Here is a 17,993-nt window from a genome sequence, read left to right as displayed (position 1 = left end):
GTCGGGGGCACGTAAAGACCATTAAGTGTCTGAAAATGGCCTTTGTTTGTGTCCTTAGCAGGAGTTTTATTAAACAGGAGCAACAGGGAAGCTCAGAAATAAGGGCCTTTGGAGCGGAATTAAAATTCTGCTCCAAAGGCCCTTATTATGTTGTTGAAAACTAAAATTACACTATTTGCATTTCAAATAGGTTCGCAATATGACCCTTCAGTTTTTCTTTCACATCTTCCATGTCGACTTCTTTGCCAAGTTCCCGCTTTAATGACGTAACATCTTTATCGTCGATGCCACAAGGAATGATATTGCTAAAATAGTCAAGATCTGTATTGACATTGAAGGCAAAGCCATGCATGGTCACCCAGCGCGAAGCGCGTACTCCCATCGCACATATTTTGCGCGCTGTTGGCTTATCCGGTTCAATCCATACACCGGTAAACCCAGGATATCTTCCGGCTTCAATACCAAAATCAGCACAGGTCAATATGATCGCTTCTTCCAGTGTGCGCAGGTAAAGGTGTATATCAGTAAAGAAGTTATCAAGATCCAGGATTGGGTAACCGACAATCTGCCCGGGGCCGTGATAAGTAATGTCACCACCGCGGTTGATCTTGTAGAATTTGGCCTCCTTCTCTTCGAGCCCTTTTTCATCTAACAGCAAGTATTCCTCGTGCCCGCTTTTCCCCAAGGTGTAAACATGCGGATGTGCTGTGAAGATCAAGTAATTTGGGGTAATGGTCGTTGTCGCATTGACCCTATTGTCGTGCTTGATATCCAATACTCCCTTAAAGATGGATTCTTGTCTGTCCCATGCTTCTTGGTAATCGACAAGACCCCAATCTTGAAACTGCACCTCTTTGTTCATTTCGTATTTTTTTAAACTGTGAATGGGCATGAGGCCCATTCACAGGGTTATTTGTCAAAATTAATACAATAAGTTATTGTATGGGTAACGTTCATTGTGCATCTTCACAATGATATCGTAAAGTTTTTGTTTGAACTCTTCGATATTCGTTTTATTTGTTGCTGACAGGAAGATCGCCGGGTCTGAATTTTTTGCCATCCATGATTTGCGGAAATCATCCAACGTGACCTCGATCTCCTCGCCATCGTGTCCTTCTTCGACAGCCGGTTTATAAAGGTCAATTTTGTTGAACACCGTAATCACCGGTTTGTCCAGCGCTTTAAGGTCCTTCAATGTTTCGTTTACCGCCTGGATATGATCTTCAAAATTCGGATGTGAAATGTCGACTACGTGGATCAGGACATCGGCTTCCCGAACTTCATCCAATGTGGATTTGAAACATTCCACCAAATGGTGTGGTAGTTTACGGATAAAACCAACGGTATCTGAAAGCAGGAAGGGGAGGTTGTCGATCACAACTTTGCGAACTGTAGTGTCGAGTGTAGCAAAAAGTTTATTCTCGATCAGTACGTCAGACTTGGAAATCATATTCATGATTGTCGATTTTCCGACATTGGTATAACCTACAAGGGCTACACGGATCATCTCACCACGGTTTTTCCGCTGCGTCTCGTTTTGCTTGTCGATTGCTTTTAGGCGTTCTTTGAACAAAGAAATTTTGTCCAGGATGATCCGTCTATCGGTTTCAATCTGTGACTCACCCGGACCACGCATACCAATACCCCCGCGCTGACGTTCCAAGTGGGTCCACATACGGGTCAAACGAGGTAAAAGGTATTGCAGCTGTGCCAATTCCACCTGTGTCTTCGCCTGTGCGGTTTTGGCATGTCGGGCAAAGATGTCCAGGATGAGATTGGAGCGGTCCAATATTTTGCGTTTCAGTTCTTTTTCAATATTACGCAATTGTGAAGGTGAAAGCTCATCGTCGAAAACAACGATGTCAATTTCCTCGGCTTCGACATATGCTTTTATTTCTTCCAGCTTTCCACTGCCCACAAATGTAGCTCGGTCAGGAAAACCCAGTTTTTGTGTAAACATGCCTTTGGTCTCCCCACCGGCAGTCTGCACCAAAAATTCAAGTTCCTCCAAATATTCCTTTGCTTTTGTTTCCGTTACGCTTGGGGTGATGACACTCACCAAGACGGCTGTTTCGGGTTTTATAGCTGTATCGTGTATTTTAAATCTGGCCATTTTGTACTATTAAGTCTTTTAAGTGAAATCGAAAGGTGATTGAACAGTGCTGTGCAAGCTATTTATTACCTAACTCTTGTTATTCATTCACTTTTTTAATTATTGTTCAATGAGCCCGAAAGCTCGATGTTTGTTTGAAAAGGTAAATTTAAGAATTTATGTATTTGTACACCACACAAGACTGATGCCGATTATGACATAATTCTCCATTAACCAATAAATTTCCTGTGATTTGCTTACCAGGGCAACTCAAAATATGTAAGCGTTCGGTCGCCATCTTTTGCCTAGTAAAAGAAGGGATATTTTTCTATATCATGTTCATAATGATGCAAAAGTAAATAAATTTGGTTTTATATACAAAAAAGTTAAATTGTCTTCAAACGCTAATTAATACCAATTCGTATCCTATGTATGTTGATAATCGGCCTTAAGATTCCACTGCGCTCTGTTTATTCACTTAAATACGTTATTAGTTTATTTGTTGGCCCCGTTTTTTATTTCGAAAATGACATGCGGTTAAGAAATCTTGTCCCAGGCAATGCCATCTGATTTTCTTGCGAGGAAGCTTCGGAGCAACTGATTTTTTTCGCTCTGGAGTGTTGGATCTTCGTTGAAGATTTCAATGACTGTGTTGCGGCATTCCGTTAGCAACGCTTGATCGGTGGCCAGATTGGCCATTTTAAGGTCAAGCACACCCGACTGCTGTGTCCCGGATATATCGCCCGGCCCACGAAGCTGCAGATCCACTTCTGCAATTTCAAATCCATCGTTGGTGCGCACCATGGTATCCAGCCTTAAACGTCCTTCTTTGCTTAGTTTATTCCCCGACATCAGGATACAGAAAGACTGTTCAGCACCACGGCCCACGCGGCCACGCAATTGGTGCAGCTGGGATAGCCCAAAACGTTCGGAATTTTCAATGACCATGACCGAGGCATTGGGAACATTCACTCCGACCTCAATAACGGTGGTAGCAACCATGATCTGCGTTTCGTGTTTGACAAAGCGCTGCATCTCAAAGTCCTTATCTTTTACGGGCATTTTACCATGAACAATGCTGACCTTGTATTGAGGTAGCGGAAATTCGCGTTGCAAATTTTCTAGTCCTGCTTCTAAATATATCAGATCAAGTTTTTCGCTTTCCTTAATGAGCGGGTACACTACATAAACCTGCCTGCCTTTGGCAATCTCCTCACGCATAAAACCAAACATTCGCAAACGCGAACTTTCAAAAAAGTGGACAGTCTTGATGGGTTTACGCCCCGCAGGTAATTCGTCTATCACGGAGATGTCCAAGTCGCCGTACATGGTCATCGCCAATGTCCGTGGAATTGGTGTTGCTGTCATGACCAGCATGTGTGGTGGAATGACATTCTTGCGCCAGAGTTTGGCCCGCTGTTCTACACCAAAACGGTGCTGCTCGTCAATAACAACGAAGCCCAGGTTGTTGAATTTTACCTTGTCCTCGATTAGGGCGTGGGTGCCAATTAAAATATTTAAGCTGCCATCTTCCAGTGCCTGGTGGATCAAACGGCGTTCTTTCGTACTAGTGGAGCCAGTGAGAAGCTTTATCGTAACAATATCGTCGCCAACAAGATCTTTAAGTCCATGATAATGCTGGGTCGCCAAGATTTCTGTCGGAGCCATCATACAGGCCTGAAATCCATTGTCGACAGCAAGCAACATGCTCATGAGGGCAACAACCGTTTTCCCGGATCCAACATCGCCCTGTACCAGGCGGTTCATCTGTGCACCTGTATTGGTATCCATACGGATTTCCTTCACAACGCGCTTTTGCGCTCCTGTCAAAGGGAATGGAAGACGTTCATTAAAGAACGTGTTGAATTTTTCACCGACTTTATTGAACCGCTGGCCTCTGAATTTCTGTGTATTCAGCTGCTTGTTGTTGAGCAGCTTGAGCTGAATAAAGAATAGCTCTTCAAATTTGATGCGTTTGATGGCTTGGTTCAGCTCCTTTTGATCGCTTGGAAAATGGATGGAAGCGAACGCCTGTTGCCTGGAAATGAGGCCATGTTTAGCAAGCACATTCTGGGGAAGCGATTCATCAATACTACGGAATACGGTTTCCAATGCAGTTTGCTGCAAGCGTTGGATCCCTTTGGTATCTAGATTGAACTTTTTGAGTTTTTCTGTCGACGAATACACCGGCTGTAAACTCATGTTGCCGATCTGTTTAACCTGCGGATTATATAAATCCATTTCGGGATGCGTAATGGAAAGCTGCCCATTGAATTCGCTCGGCTTGCCGTAAATAATATAGGCTGAGCCGACTTTTAATGATTTTTGGAGCCATGGGATGGACTGGAACCAGACCAATTCCATGGAGCCCGTTTCGTCTTTGAAAGAACCGACAAGACGTTTCGTTTTTTTCTCGCCCACGAGTTGTAGCGAAACCAATCGCCCCAGTACCTGTGCCGCCATCATATCGGGATGAAGTTTCCGGATTTTATGAAACTCCGTACGGTCGATATAACGGAAAGGATATTGCGTCAATAGATCACCAATGGTAAACACCTGTAGCTCTTTTTTGAGTACATCTGCTTTTTGTGGACCTACACCTTTGAGGTATTCTATGGGGGTAATTAAACTTAATTCAGCCATTCTTCTTGAATGGCTAAATTACGAAAAATTTAATTTTTACGATTTATATACTTCTACAAAAGGTTTTCCATCCTTGCATTGAACTGGTCTGGCCATATTTGCACAGCCGCCTTGACAGGTTGTTTTCTCCAAACGCAGCTTGTTCTCCATGAGACGGTTATAGAGCGCTATTTTTTCTTTCATCTCGGTTGATCGAATGGTTTTGTGTACCGCAATTCCTTCCATACAGCAGCCTGTGCGTAAAAAATAGCTGGTCCAATCGTTTGGATTCGAACAGGACACATCTTTATAGAACTCTTGCAGCTCCTTGTATCGTTTGGGAAGTTCTATATTGATTTCCGCAAGGGATAGATCGTTTGCAAACCGGAGCTTCGCTTTACCATTATGACAATATTTTCCCAGCGGCGGATTGGGAGCTGGCATAAATGAGTTTTGGAGCACTGGAGTAAATATACCTTCACGTTCAGCTGCTTTATTTCGCTCATCTTGATAATGATCTAATTCGAGCTTCAATTTTTCGAATTGGTTTTTTAGTGAAGAATGCACTAGGAAATATGTATAATATGGATGCTGTACAATTTCAAACTCTTCAATATTTGTACAGGGAACAGATTCAAGCAACGTGTTAAGTTCCTTGGCTTTTGCATTGACTTGCTCATTCCAATACTCGTAAGATTTAGAATTGTCTTTCGAACAGGCAAGGAAAAGTATAAATCCAATAATCGGGAGTATAAAGATTGCTTTCTTCATGTTTGGTTTTTTTGGTTTTTTAACTAAACGGGTAGTTTTTGATTTCTGCTACAAGATCTCCACTAAATTTTTGTTAAGAGAAATTTGATTTTGAACTCTATTGCGCATAATTTTCCTTAGATTGTAGGTTTGAAACAACAATATGTTGGTAAAAATGTAGTTTTAAAACAACAAAATTTAGTTATTTTTGTAATAAAGAAACGACAATATGGAAACTTTGATCAATTTTCAAGATATTCTTTTGCAGGGCATCAACAATGATTTCAGGAGATACCTTCATGAAAAAATTAACTGGAATCAACGGATGATAGGGATCAAAGGTGCACGTGGGGCAGGTAAGACGACGATTTTATTGCAGCATATGAAATATGACCTGGGCGCATTAAAAGATAAAAGTCTCTATATTACCGCTGATCATACCTGGTTTTACAACCATAGTTTATTAGATACTGCAATGGATTGGTATCAACAGGGGGGGCAACTCCTTCTGATTGATGAAGTACATAAGTATCCTAACTGGTCCAGGGAACTCAAAAATATTTATGATGGGATTCCCGGTATGCGCGTTATATTTTCGGCATCATCGGCTTTAGACATCTATCGTGGTCAAGCCGATTTAAGCAGGCGAGTGGTGAGCTATACATTGGCAGGACTCTCTTTTAGAGAATATCTCCAGTTCTCGGGAGTGGCCTCATTCTCTCCGATAACATTTGAAGACATTCAAAAGCAACATCGCGAGATCAGTGTGAATATTACTTCCTCCATAAGACCGCTGCCACTATTTGCAAAGTATCTGCGATCGGGTTATCTGCCTATATTTACCGAAGGTGAAAACGAATATTTGCCTAAACTAGAGCAAATTATAGGTGCGGTCGTTGATATTGATCTTGCTTACATTGCGTCTTACAATGCTGGTACGGCTGTGAAAGTAAAACGCTTATTAGCAGTAATAGCAGAATCCGCTCCTTTCAAGCCTAATATTTCCGCCTTAGCAGCCAAAATGGATATTTCCAGAGATCGCATATTAGAATACATCTATCAATTGAAGGACGCAGGACTCTTAAATGTTTTATCCGCACAAGGGAAAGGCGTATCGCGGCTACAAAAGCCGGACAAACTTTTCTTGGAAAATACGAACCTTTCTTATGCAATTCACCCAGATCCAAACCAAGGAAATCTACGGGAAACTTTTTTATTGAATCAATTGCTTCATGCAGGGCTGGAAGTATCCGAACCGCAGACTGGCGACTTTTTAGTCGAGCAGGTTCATATCGAAGTGGGCGGTAAAAATAAAGGTAGTCAGCAGGTTCGAGATACCGATCGTTACTTGATTGCGGCAGATGGTATAGAAACAGGTTTTGGCGCAAAGATTCCGCTATGGTTATTCGGATTTTTATATTAGTATTCCCGCTGGATCATTGACCCGCTTCCCACATTGGGATCTTGCGTTGAACAGGACAGTAAAAATTATATAAAAACGGGGCTATTCAAAACTTGAATAGCCCCGTTTGAGAATTTATCCCGGATGATCTCTTGATTAGAAATTACCCTTATTTACATCCCACCAAAGTCTGGTACCGCCGTTGTCAGGTCCGCCCAACAACGAGATTGCAGATTGTACTTCAGCTGCATTTGTATTGTATTCATTTTGTGGGAACGGTAAGCGACGGATCTGTATTTTAGTATCGATCAGTCCACCGCTATTGTTGACCACAACCGGGAATAGGCGTGGATAACCGGTACGGCGGAATTCACTCCAAGCCTCTTGTCCTTCAGGGAAGATCGCCAACCATTTTTGTGTGATAATACGTTCCAATTTTTCTTCATTGGTAGCACCCTCATTCCATTTGATGGTCAGTGCGCTTGGTGAATTGGCGTTATTCTTCGCATTGAAAGGATCTTTGTAAGCTGCAGCCTTACTGGTATTATCATTGAGGTAAGTGCTCAATCCTGATGTTACACCCCATTGCGTAAAGGAAGTTTCCACTCCTTTTTCATAAAGTGATTGCGCTGTTCCACCGGCATTGTTCCAACCTCTCAATGCTGCTTCCGCACGAAGGAAGTAAACCTCAGCTGCGGTCATTAATACCGGTGCTGTTGTTGCCACGAAAGTTGGTGTTGTACCCTCGGTATTCAATGCCGATAGCTTTTGGTATTTGTCTTTTTCGATACCATCTGCACCTGCACGGATTCCAATGTATTTACCAGCGAACGCCGTTGTTGTTGCATCTTTAATGACAGGTGCCATGTATTTAGAGATACGCGGGTCGTTCAATCCTGTCATATAGGAAGAAAGCGTCGCATTGATACGGGTATCGGCCCAGTTTTTGGAAATAAACCAAAGCGGGTTGCTGTAGGTTCCATCCGCCGGTATAGTGATCTTGAAGTTTTCGGTGTTACTTTCCAATACACCACCATTTGCTGGATCCAATGCTTTTTCGGCTTGTGTTTTTGCTAAAGCAGCATCGACTTTAACCAAACGCATTGCCAAACGCAGGCGAAGTGAATTGGCAATTTTCAACCAATTTGCAAATCTGACCTGATTATCAGTATTCGGAAATACAAGATCGATCTGATCGATTTTAGCAGCCATTGGACTATCTGCTTTGTACGATTTCAACGCGGTTACAGCCTCATCGAGCTCTTTGAAGAAAGCAGCATATACATCGGATTGTTTGTCGTATGGAACGGTATTGGAGGTGCCTACTTTACTATATGGAATAGGACCATAGATATCTGTAACACGGCTCGCCGCTTCCACTTTGATCACTAATGCTGAACCCCATAGTGCTGGATAGGTCTCTGCAAGGCCATTGCTTTTTAATTTTTCAATGGATTTAATAACGTTAAGATAAAGCACTTTAAATGGTTCACCGTTCCAGCCATTTACCATTGCATAATTCAGGTTGTTCTGACCGCTATTAAACGGCGTAGGAGACATGAAATAGCCCGAAAAGACGTCTGCATTCAGATTTTGTTGTACTTGATAAGAATTAGGGTCTCCCGCACCAGAGAAATTGTAAATAGACATTTGTGCATTTTTTAAAAAAAGCACAAGATCTTGTCCGTCCCCCTTTAAATCTTCATCTGTAAGCCCAATATTGTTTTTGTTGTAATCCTCAAAATTCTTTGTACAGCTGGTCATCGTTCCTCCAAGAAGTAACATGGCCAGGGAGAATTTGGATATATATTTGATATTAAAATTCATTGTTGATCGTTTAGAAAGTTGCATTTAGTGTAAGTCCGTAATTGCGGGTTGCAGGCATCATAAAGATATCTACACCACTCAGCGAATTGCCTGTTGACATCGTTACTTCAGGGTCAAATGGAGCCTTTTTAGAAATGTAGAATAGGTTTCTTCCTACAGCATTGACGCGCAATTTTTTGAAGAAACTGTCTTTAATATTGAAGTCATAGCCGAAAGTCAATTCACGCAGTCTCACGACCGTTCCATCGTAAATGTATTGGCTACTGACAGGACCTATACCTCCTGTTAATGTGTACCATTTCTCTGCATCGACGACAGCAACAGGAGTTCCATTCGGTGTAACACCGTTTACGGCAACGCCACCATTTGCACGAGCGGCTCCAGTTGCTTCTGATACGCCATAACCATCCATGACAGATTGTGTAATTGACATTACCTCGTAATTAAACTTGCCGTCAATCAAGAAACTTAAATTGAAGTTTTTATAATTGAAACTATTGTTCCAGCCCATTTGCCAAATTGGATTCGAATTTCCTAGCTTAGTATAAGCGTTGGTTTTTTGAGGAATACCATCTTCTGAAATAATAATCCTTCCTTCAGCATCCCGTACAAAATCCTGTCCATAGATATCGCCAAAAGAACCGCCTACCTCAAGTTTGGAAGCAAAGTTGTTTTGATTTTCACCAGTTAAACTAAACTCAGGAACAGCATCAGCTAGCTTTTTTATCTTGTTTTTATTGTAGGTGAAGTTGATACTTGTTGTCCATTTAAAATCCTCATTTTTGATCGCATCCAATGATACCAACGCCTCTACCCCTTGGTTTTGAATGTCACCGGCATTAATTGCATACTGTTGGTTTAACGAAGCTTGGCTCGCAGCGACTTTGAAGAACTGGTTCGTTGTGTTTGTTTTGTAGTACGTAACATCCACATTCAAACGATTGTTCCACATGCGCCATTCCGTTCCAATTTCAAAAGATTTCGTTTTTTCGGGCTTTAATGTTTTCAAGAACGCAATGTCATTTACTGTCAATACAGCGTACGGGTTCACCGTGTTTGTTAATAAACTCGTGTAAGGAGGCAAATCATTGCCCACTACTGCATACGAACCACGAATCTTGGCCATATTGACAAACTCAGGTAAGTTTAATTTGTCATTCAATACAATACCCAATCCTGCAGATGGGTAGAAGAAAGACTTTGTACCTGTGAAAGCTAATGTACTGGACCAGTCATTCCTCGCCGTCAGATCCAAATAAATCCAGTTGTCGTAGGCTAAGTTTGCTGATGCAAATACCGATTGTAATTGTCTACGATTAGCCGATAATGTAGATGTGACAGGCGTTGTTGTATTTTGGATAAAGAATTGATTTGGGATTTTTAACCCGTCAATACCTGTGTTAAAATCCACACCTTCGGTTTTCCAGTCGGTGATACTTGTTCCGACCAATCCTGTGATCTGAAACTTATCGCTGACATTAAAGTTCATGTTGGCAACGACATCACCGTATTGTTGTGTAATGGTGGTATTTGTATAATTGTAATTACCATTTACTTTCCCAAGGGGATTTGGTGTGCTCGCATAGACTTTACGGTCCCAAACCTCTGAGGTGCGATCGACGCTTCCCCTAGCCTGAATACTGATCCAAGGCGCTACTTTATATTTTGCACTACCATTTAAAAGCAAGCGGTTGCGGGTAGAGCTTGTTGGATTCCTGTTGACGATCCACCATGGATTCTGTTGTGTTGTGGGACTATCACTTAGGCTGAACCAGTTTTGTTCGTTCAGATTGCGGCTTGGATTGAACGTTTCGTAATTTTTAAAATCCGCAATATTTAAGCTGCGCGGTAACAAATAAGTTCCTACCAGTGGATTATAATAAAATCCTGAACTAGGTGCATTATCCAATTTTTGTGTAATATAATTGGCGCTTCCTTCAACGGTCAGCTTATTATCAAAAAATGAAGCACTTTCCTTGAGATTGAAGTTATGACGCATCAGGTCGTTTTCTGGAAGAATACCTTTTGCCAATGTATTAGCATAAGAGAAGTACGTTTGATTTTTTTCGTTACCTCCGGACAAGGTCAATGAATTGGTGAAGTTGCTACCTGTACGGAAAAATTCACCTACATTATCATAGTTGGCGCCATTGGTTTTGTCGCCCCAGCTAAATACACTGGTGTTACTGTTTTTACCACCCGAACCTTGACCATATTGGTTTTGGAATTTCGGTGTCGATACAGCCTGTTCGATCTGTGCACTTGATGAGAAGTTGATCGTTGTGCGACCTTGTTTACCTGATTTCGTTGTGACCAAGATAACGCCGTTGGCTGCTTGGCTACCATATAATGCCGCCGCAGATGCTCCTTTTAATACGGAGATGTTTTCGATATCTTCTGGGTTGATCAATGAAATAGGGTCGCCACCATCACGTTGCCCGCCGAAAACGTTGTCTGGCTGACTGGCCAATGTCTGGTTATTGATTGGAACCCCATCGACAACATAAAGTACCTGGTTGTTGCCGGAAGCCGATTTGTTACCGCGCAAAATAACTTTTGCTGAACCACCTGGTCCAGAAGAGCTGGAAGCAATGTTAACACCGGCGACTTTACCGTTTAAATTATTTGCCAAGTTGGTGCTTTTGACTTTGTTCAATTCGTCACCATTGACCTGTTGTGTTGAGTATGTTAATGATTTTTGGGCACGGCTAATACCTAGAGCGGTGACCACGACACTTTCCAACTGCTGTGTTTGTTCTTCTAAACTTACCGTTACTGTCGTTTCACCAGGGCCCAATGTGACTGTTTTGTTTTCGTAACCGACAGTACTGATGTTCAATATGCGGTTTTTGTCATCTACATTGATCTGAAATGCGCCTTTTACATCTGTAGAACTTGCATTGGAAGTGCCCAGCACTTTAATTGTGGCGCCTGGAATAGGGGCTTTGGTTTTAGCGTCAACAACCGTTCCCTTTATCTGGTTGGTTTGCGCATGCAATAAGGATGCTGAAAAAAGCATTGTCGGAACAATACCCAACACCCTCAAAGTAGAGTATAATTTGTTATTCATATAGTATATGTGTTATATTCAGTTTTTTATATACGTATTTTCATAACGGTGAAGTTCTAATGGAGTGGGCTAATTCCATTTAGCATTTTGGTTAGAAGAAGAGATATTGAATAATCGAGGGGCGAAATAAATGATTATTTTTTAATAGTATAAGCTATTCAATACCTAATTTATAGGAAGAAAAAGCGGTGTGATTTCCCTTAATAAGGGTCTAATTTACTATTGTTGGACAAAATTCAAAAATTTTATGCAATGCAAATGTTTTATATGAACGTTTTTTTTGTTTGTAATTGATTATTAGTCAGTGTTATGTGTGGTTTGTCATTTTTTTATGTCGATACATCGAGCATCCCTTCCATAGTCAAAAAAAGTGTATTTAATTGGGGCGTTGTGCTTAAACTCGGGATGGTCTGTTAAAGGCTTGTTTAATGTTTGCAGCATTAAATAGGATGATAGCAATAAGGATGATACCGTATGCGATATATTTTATTGGCTGTACAGGTTCTTGAAAGTAGGTCGCTGCCAAAGTAAATGCGATCAGCGGATTAATATACAAAAGAACACCAGTCGTGGTGGATGAAATGCCGATGAGGGCATACATGCTCAAAAAAAGAGGGATGATCGTAAACAGAGATGCGATGAGCACTATGGTGCTCCAAAACACCGGCTCATTAGGGATGGTGTGATGATTATAGATCAGTTTGGGTATCACAAACAATGCACATATACTGAGTTGAAGAACCAATTGATTGAGTTTGTCAAAGCCTGTCGATACCCGTTGCACGATCAGATAAAACGCGTAACAGGATGCGATAGTAATCGCCCATAGCACATCATTCAATGAACCTCTTGCCAGTAGGCATACGCTGCTGAAAGCAATGAAAAGTGCAGTTTTTTGCCATCCAGTCAATTTTTCCTTGAGCATGAGATAGGCTCCTGCCGCGGTAATTAGGGGGCAGGTCAGATAGGCCAATGCGGCGGATTGAATGCTGACATGGTTGACAGCATAGATGTAAGTAAACCAGTTTCCGAAGATCAGCGCGGAGGCGAGAATCATAAGTCCCGTTTGACGGAGCTTGCCTGCCCGTGATAGAAGTCCAAATTTACGAATATCAGCCACAAGCATCTTTCTTCGGAAAATAAGCAGGTATACCCAAAGGACCAACAGGGCGGTAATAATTCTAAAATACAGGATATCTTCGGCAGGATAGCCGCGTATCCACCGTACAGGTATAGACATAAATCCCCAAATAAAGGGAGCCAAAAAAGCCGCGAAAAGATATTTTCCGCGGCTTGCTGTTTCGTTGCTATTTTCCACGGATTAATCTTTCCACGCAATGACTGAAATCTCGACATTTACATGCTTCGGCAATGTTTTTACCGCAACACACTCTCGGGCTGGCTGGGCTTCTTTAAAATATTCAGCATAGACTTCATTGACTAAAGCAAAATTGTCCATATCACTTAGGAAAATGGATGCTTTGACAACATCTTCAAAAGTATATCCAGCATTTGTCAGGATAGCTTCGATATTTTTCAGCACCTGATGCGCCTCGTCTTTTATACCAGATGCAATTAACTCCATTGTTTCGGGAACCAGTGGGATTTGCCCAGAGACATATAATGTATTGCCAGCTTTAATCGCCTGGTTATAGGGGCCTATTGCAGCCGGAGCTTTGTCCGTATTGAAGATTTCTTTTTTTGACATGAATTACAGTGTTTAGGAAGTAAAAAATATTTTGTAGATCAGTCCCAATAAAAAGACAATAATGGCCGTTGCATTAATAATATGCATGGCTTTTATATTCCCATTCGTCGGGCGTTCTGCATTGCGCTTTCTAAATAAGTACATGGAACTAAGTTACAACAGTAATTTAGAAAGTTAAAATGAAAAGATCAAAAACTTTGAGCGTACATTTATCGACTGTGAAACAAATCGTTTACAAGGGACAGTATATTTTCGAATTTTGGTAAATTGGTAAACGAAATAATAATCTATGAATAAGCTAGCGTTAATTGGAGGTAAGATATATACTGGTGAGACGATCTTTGAAGAAAAAGCATTACTGATTAATGAAGGTAAAATTGCCGCAATTGTTGATAAGCATGACGTGCCTACGGATTACACCAGTTATCCAGTCAATGGGTGTAATATTTGTGCAGGACTGATCGATCTGCAACTGTATGGCGACGGATCGGACTTGTATTCCGCCGAGCGTAGTGTAGCCTCTTTGGAACGCATCGCCGAGGGCTTGGTCGGTAAAGGCACGACTTCTTTTATGATGACTCTGGCGACCAATACCATACCCGTCTTTAAGGATGCCATTCGCGTGGCAGAATGCTTCCGGCACGATGCATTTTTAGGGTTACATCTAGAAGGTCCCTTTTTGAATCCTAAAAAACGAGGTGCGCATCCTGCGGAATTAATCATCGAGCCTACAAAGGAAAAGATTGACGATCTTTTGGCGGGAAATCAGGTTGTCAAGATGATGACCATAGCACCTGAACGTATAGCGGACGATGTATTGCAGCACTTACACAGCTACAATTTGCTGCTCAGTGCAGGGCATAGTGATGCGACTTTCGAAGAAGGAACCCATGGTTACGATCTGGGGATTCCAACAAGCACCCACCTGTTTAATGCCATGTCGCCTTTGCATCATCGCGAAGTAGGTTTGGTCGGCGCAATTTTTAATCATCCGACAGCGCGGGCGAGTATTATTGTCGATGGACATCATGTCAGCTTTGAAGCTGTGAAAATTGCGAAACGTCAGCTGGGAGCCCGCCTGTTTATGATTACAGATGCTGTGGCCGCTTGCGATAAAGATATATACCAGCATGTATTGAACGACGGGTATTATTCATTGCCGGACGGGACCATTTCAGGGGCTGCAATCTCCTTGCTGGAGGGGGTAAAAAATGCCGTGCAAAAGGTGGGTATACCACTCGATGAAGCGATCCGAATGGCTACGGTGTATCCGGCAAACCTACTAAAGCGAGCGGATATCGGAAATCTAAATGCAGGAAGCATAGCAAATGTCATTGTCTTTAATGACGACTTTCAGCTGAAAAAGGTGATCTTTAAAGGCGAGTTAAAGCGCTGATCCATTTCGCAGAAGATTGACCGATTGTCCAAGATTGACTAATATTATATGTATCTTCGTTCGTTATTTTGAAAAAACACTATTCTATAGATTGATGAAACGTTCCCTATTATTTTTAGCGACAGCACTTTTTGTTTTATCTTCTTGTTCATCCAAGAAAAATAAGAAACACGAGCCTGTCAACACCACAGCGACCAATGTAGAAATTGTAAAAAAGGATCCTCCCACATTACCTAAGCGCGAACGGGTGAAAAATACAGTTGAGACAAAAGCGCAGCCAGTTGCAGAGAAAAAGAAGGAAATTGTCGTCAATCTCCCAGCTTTACCCCGTGAGTTTCGTGCAGCCTGGGTGGCCTCTGTTGCCAATATCAATTGGCCGAGCAAAAATAACCTGAGTACAGCACAGCAGCAACAGGAAGCGATCGGCATTTTAGATTTCTTGAAAAATAATAATTTTAATGCAGTAATTTTTCAGGTGCGTCCATCAGCAGATGCATTTTATAAAAGTGATTTAGAGCCTTGGTCATATTTTTTGACAGGAACAGAAGGGCAGGCGCCATCCCCTTATTATGATCCGCTTGATTTCTGGGTAGAACAGGCTCATAAAAGAGGGATCGAGCTTCACGTTTGGCTAAACCCTTACCGCGCGCACCATACTGCTGGTGGCCCTGTTACCTCAGCCTCTATGGCGCGCAAAATGCCCGAATCTGTTGTCAAACTGAAACAAGGATATTACTGGTTTGACCCATCCAAACAATCTACGCAGGACCATGCTGCTCGCGTGGTAATGGATATTGTTAAACGTTATGATATCGATGGCGTACATTTTGACGATTACTTCTATCCTTATGCTGAATATAATGGTGGGCAGGATTTTCCAGATATGGATAGTTACAATGAATACAAACGTAATGGGGGCACGCTTTCCCGAGGTGACTTCCGGAGAAATAGTGTAAACACCTTTATCGAGCGTATCTATAGAGATATTAAAAAGGAGAAGAATTTTGTCAAATTTGGGATCAGCCCGTTCGGCATCTGGAAACCAGGCTATCCGGCAGGAATCCAAGGATCGAGTCAGTATGATATGCTTTATGCGGATGCTAAATTATGGTTGAACAAAGGTTGGATCGACTATTTTGCACCCCAATTGTATTGGCCAATACAACCCGCTAAGCAGAGTTATACCGCGCTGTTAAAATGGTGGGAAAGTGAAAATACCTTGGGACGCCACCTTTGGCCAGGTATCAATACTGTGGGCAAGCGCGGGACAGAATATGTTCAAGAAATTGTGAATCAAGTAGAGGCTGCACGTACACTATTGCCTGATAATCGGGAGGGTGTGATCCACTGGAGTTTGGCAGGACTGACCAAAAACCCGGCCATGACACAGGCTTTGGTTAATGGGCCCTACCAGGTGAAAGCGCTGGTGCCAACAAGTCCTTGGTTGAATGCAAATCCTTTGTTGAAACCGACTTTGCTACTGACTCCTCAAGGGGGCAATATCTTTGCGAAATGGCAGCATCAGCAAATTGATCAGGTTGCAAAATGGGTATTGTATCTCAACTATGGAGGGGAATGGCAATACGAGATTTTGGATCCTGGAGTTACAAGTAAAGAAATTCCAATGACATCAAACAGCAAAAAGCTTCAGTATGTTGCGGTAAAAGCTGTCGACCGTCTGAGTAATGAAGGGCCTTATGTTGCTGAGCATATAAAATAAGTGGTTTCCATACCATCAGGATTAAAGAAAAGGGATATCTGTATTACGGATATCCCTTTTTTGAGAAATTAACTATCGCTACCTGTGTTTACGAAGTTGTCAATGTTTTGCTTTGAATTGTAACCGATCCGAGTTACATTTATAGGTATGGAAGAGATCTATAAAACCGTAAGCGACTCGGTGATTCGGATGTCACAGCTGATGTTGCCATCCAATGCTAATTTTGGCGGTAAAATTCACGGGGGCTATATTTTGTCCTTGATGGATCAGATCGCTTTTGCTGTCGCTTCTAAATTTTCAGCGCACTATTGTGTAACAGCTTCGGTTGGCAAAGTGGATTTTTTGAAGCCTATTGAAGTGGGCGAACTCGTCACCTTGATCGCTTCAGTGAATTATGTGGGCAACTCTTCTATGGAAGTTGGTATTCGAGTAGAAGCGATGAACATTCAGACGGGCGAAACCAAACATTGTAATTCTTCCTACTTTACAATGGTGGCCAAAGATGAAACAGGAAGGCCAGCCCGCGTACCGAGGTTAATACTGGAGACTGAAAAAGACATATTTCGGTTCTACCGCTGTGTGGTGAAGATGGAAGTTGACAAAGAACGAGATCGTGCCATTCACGACATGGAAACAGGCTCTGCCGAGCAACAAGCTTATATTCAGAAGCACTTTGATGTACAGATCAATCTTGCTCCGTAACAGATTGAAGGCTCTTCGCTACCATTCGATAGTACCCAGGTATTTGCTGTTTGTACATTCGTCGCTTCCGTCTGATTTATGGAAGAACACATAGATGTGGTAGGTGCCGATATGCTCTTGTCGTTGAAGTTTTACCGTTTGTGTTTGTTGGAGAAGCGTATTCATGCCCTCATTGGAAAATGCAAGTTCTTCTGGACCAGATAGAATTACTCGACAACTGCTTGTATTGAGGCCAGATGCTGCGATCAGCTTTGTGTCATAATCCCAGAAGAGGGTGAATGTTTCTGTCTCTTTATCTATCTCAAATCTATAGGAGATAATCGGATTAAGGATCCCTTTACTAATACGGAAGTTTTCAAAGTTGATGGCATAGCCCGTTTCGGTTTTTTCTATAGCATTATTAAGATTGTAGGACATGGCACTGCTATAAGCCTTTTTATTAGGGTCATAGTTTTTAAATCCGATCCGTAATAAATAGAGCATTGAGGGGCTAAATTTTTGGATGAGAGAAAACCGTAAACGCGATTGGATTTGATCCACAGTAGGCTTTTTTGTGCTTTTCTTTGGTAAGCCCCTTGCATAGTTTTTGTTTCCATTTGTAACAAAAACTATCGATCCTGCTTTCCCCGAAACTGGTTTCTATTAGTTATTCAAAATTAGGTAGATACGGAGCGTTTGCGTACGGAAGCTGGTATTATTGGATG

13 protein-coding genes and 1 pseudogene are annotated in these 17,993 nt (G+C 41.9%); 4 read left to right on the top strand and 10 right to left on the bottom strand.

Annotated features, from left to right (window positions below; genetic code table 11):
• Window positions 1–166 precede the first annotated feature (166 nt).
• From lipB to B2107_RS18315, 4 genes are all read right to left on the bottom strand, one after another.
• Window positions 167–862 carry a lipoyl(octanoyl) transferase LipB gene (gene lipB / locus B2107_RS18330; protein WP_293957188.1) on the bottom strand — a complete coding sequence of 232 codons (696 nt, stop codon included), beginning with the start codon at window positions 860–862 and terminating at the stop codon, window positions 167–169.
• Window positions 863–922: 60 nt separating this feature from the next.
• Complete coding sequence (hflX, locus tag B2107_RS18325) at window positions 923–2,113, bottom strand: GTPase HflX (RefSeq protein ID WP_293957187.1); 1,191 nt, start codon at window positions 2,111–2,113, stop codon at window positions 923–925.
• A gap of 516 nt (window positions 2,114–2,629) precedes the next feature.
• A complete protein-coding gene (gene recG / locus B2107_RS18320; RefSeq protein ID WP_293957186.1) occupies window positions 2,630–4,735 on the bottom strand; it encodes an ATP-dependent DNA helicase RecG in 2,106 nt (701 codons plus the stop codon).
• Window positions 4,736–4,771: 36 nt separating this feature from the next.
• Window positions 4,772–5,485 carry a hypothetical protein gene (locus B2107_RS18315; protein ID WP_293957185.1) on the bottom strand — a complete coding sequence of 238 codons (714 nt, stop codon included), beginning with the start codon at window positions 5,483–5,485 and terminating at the stop codon, window positions 4,772–4,774.
• Between the two features lie 208 nt (window positions 5,486–5,693).
• Between B2107_RS18315 and B2107_RS18310 the strand changes: the two genes are divergently transcribed.
• A complete protein-coding gene (locus tag B2107_RS18310) occupies window positions 5,694–6,887 on the top strand; it encodes an ATP-binding protein (protein WP_293957184.1) in 1,194 nt (397 codons plus the stop codon).
• A gap of 135 nt (window positions 6,888–7,022) precedes the next feature.
• Here the strand turns inward: B2107_RS18310 and B2107_RS18305 are convergent, their stop codons facing one another.
• The 5 genes from B2107_RS18305 to B2107_RS18285 all read right to left on the bottom strand — a co-directional run bounded on the left by B2107_RS18305 (window position 7,023) and on the right by B2107_RS18285 (window position 13,615).
• The gene (locus tag B2107_RS18305; protein WP_293957183.1) at window positions 7,023–8,693 is read right to left on the bottom strand and encodes a RagB/SusD family nutrient uptake outer membrane protein; all 1,671 of its coding nucleotides are present in this window, start codon (window positions 8,691–8,693) and stop codon (window positions 7,023–7,025) included.
• A 10-nt stretch (window positions 8,694–8,703) separates the two neighbouring features.
• Window positions 8,704–11,763 (bottom strand): SusC/RagA family TonB-linked outer membrane protein, encoded by a 3,060-nt coding sequence (locus tag B2107_RS18300; RefSeq protein ID WP_293957182.1) that lies wholly within the window; start codon window positions 11,761–11,763, stop codon window positions 8,704–8,706.
• Between the two features lie 394 nt (window positions 11,764–12,157).
• Window positions 12,158–13,081 carry an EamA family transporter gene (locus B2107_RS18295; protein WP_293957181.1) on the bottom strand — a complete coding sequence of 308 codons (924 nt, stop codon included), beginning with the start codon at window positions 13,079–13,081 and terminating at the stop codon, window positions 12,158–12,160.
• A 3-nt stretch (window positions 13,082–13,084) separates the two neighbouring features.
• Window positions 13,085–13,471, bottom strand: coding sequence for a RidA family protein (locus tag B2107_RS18290; RefSeq protein ID WP_293957180.1), 387 nt, complete (start codon window positions 13,469–13,471; stop codon window positions 13,085–13,087).
• A 12-nt stretch (window positions 13,472–13,483) separates the two neighbouring features.
• The gene (locus B2107_RS18285) at window positions 13,484–13,615 is read right to left on the bottom strand and encodes a DUF6728 family protein (RefSeq protein WP_293884183.1); all 132 of its coding nucleotides are present in this window, start codon (window positions 13,613–13,615) and stop codon (window positions 13,484–13,486) included.
• A gap of 145 nt (window positions 13,616–13,760) precedes the next feature.
• On the opposite strand from B2107_RS18285, the gene nagA reads away from it, so the two are divergent.
• The 3 genes from nagA to B2107_RS18270 all read left to right on the top strand — a co-directional run bounded on the left by nagA (window position 13,761) and on the right by B2107_RS18270 (window position 17,289).
• The gene (gene nagA, locus B2107_RS18280; RefSeq protein ID WP_293957179.1) at window positions 13,761–14,867 is read left to right on the top strand and encodes an N-acetylglucosamine-6-phosphate deacetylase; all 1,107 of its coding nucleotides are present in this window, start codon (window positions 13,761–13,763) and stop codon (window positions 14,865–14,867) included.
• A 94-nt stretch (window positions 14,868–14,961) separates the two neighbouring features.
• Entirely contained in the window at window positions 14,962–16,587 is a 1,626-nt protein-coding gene (locus B2107_RS18275; RefSeq protein ID WP_293957178.1) for a glycoside hydrolase family 10 protein, read from the top strand.
• Between the two features lie 147 nt (window positions 16,588–16,734).
• Entirely contained in the window at window positions 16,735–17,289 is a 555-nt protein-coding gene (locus B2107_RS18270; RefSeq protein WP_293957177.1) for an acyl-CoA thioesterase, read from the top strand.
• 18 nt (window positions 17,290–17,307) lie between these two features.
• On the opposite strand, the pseudogene B2107_RS18265 reads toward B2107_RS18270, so the two are convergent.
• Window positions 17,308–17,904 (bottom strand): annotated as a pseudogene (locus tag B2107_RS18265) (DUF6266 family protein); the annotation flags it as partial.
• Window positions 17,905–17,993 lie beyond the last annotated feature (89 nt).

This window comes from Sphingobacterium sp. UBA7855 (assembly GCA_002500745.1).
GTDB lineage: Bacteria > Bacteroidota > Bacteroidia > Sphingobacteriales > Sphingobacteriaceae > Sphingobacterium.
Note: the sequence above shows the minus strand (reverse complement) of the source record. Positions and strands in the feature narration are given on the sequence as shown.

What these genes read in the sequence shown, in the direction of transcription:
- lipB (WP_293957188.1), bottom strand. Translation starts at nt 862, where the DNA reads ATGAACAAAGAGGTGCAGTTTCAAGATTGGGGTCTTGTCGATTACCAA.
- hflX (WP_293957187.1), bottom strand. Translation starts at nt 2,113, where the DNA reads ATGGCCAGATTTAAAATACACGATACAGCTATAAAACCCGAAACAGCC.
- recG (WP_293957186.1), bottom strand. Translation starts at nt 4,735, where the DNA reads ATGGCTGAATTAAGTTTAATTACCCCCATAGAATACCTCAAAGGTGTA.
- B2107_RS18315 (WP_293957185.1), bottom strand. Translation starts at nt 5,485, where the DNA reads ATGAAGAAAGCAATCTTTATACTCCCGATTATTGGATTTATACTTTTC.
- B2107_RS18310 (WP_293957184.1), top strand. Translation starts at nt 5,694, where the DNA reads ATGGAAACTTTGATCAATTTTCAAGATATTCTTTTGCAGGGCATCAAC.
- B2107_RS18305 (WP_293957183.1), bottom strand. Translation starts at nt 8,693, where the DNA reads ATGAATTTTAATATCAAATATATATCCAAATTCTCCCTGGCCATGTTA.
- B2107_RS18300 (WP_293957182.1), bottom strand. Translation starts at nt 11,763, where the DNA reads ATGAATAACAAATTATACTCTACTTTGAGGGTGTTGGGTATTGTTCCG.
- B2107_RS18290 (WP_293957180.1), bottom strand. Translation starts at nt 13,471, where the DNA reads ATGTCAAAAAAAGAAATCTTCAATACGGACAAAGCTCCGGCTGCAATA.
- B2107_RS18285 (WP_293884183.1), bottom strand. Translation starts at nt 13,615, where the DNA reads ATGTACTTATTTAGAAAGCGCAATGCAGAACGCCCGACGAATGGGAAT.
- nagA (WP_293957179.1), top strand. Translation starts at nt 13,761, where the DNA reads ATGAATAAGCTAGCGTTAATTGGAGGTAAGATATATACTGGTGAGACG.
- B2107_RS18275 (WP_293957178.1), top strand. Translation starts at nt 14,962, where the DNA reads ATGAAACGTTCCCTATTATTTTTAGCGACAGCACTTTTTGTTTTATCT.
- B2107_RS18270 (WP_293957177.1), top strand. Translation starts at nt 16,735, where the DNA reads ATGGAAGAGATCTATAAAACCGTAAGCGACTCGGTGATTCGGATGTCA.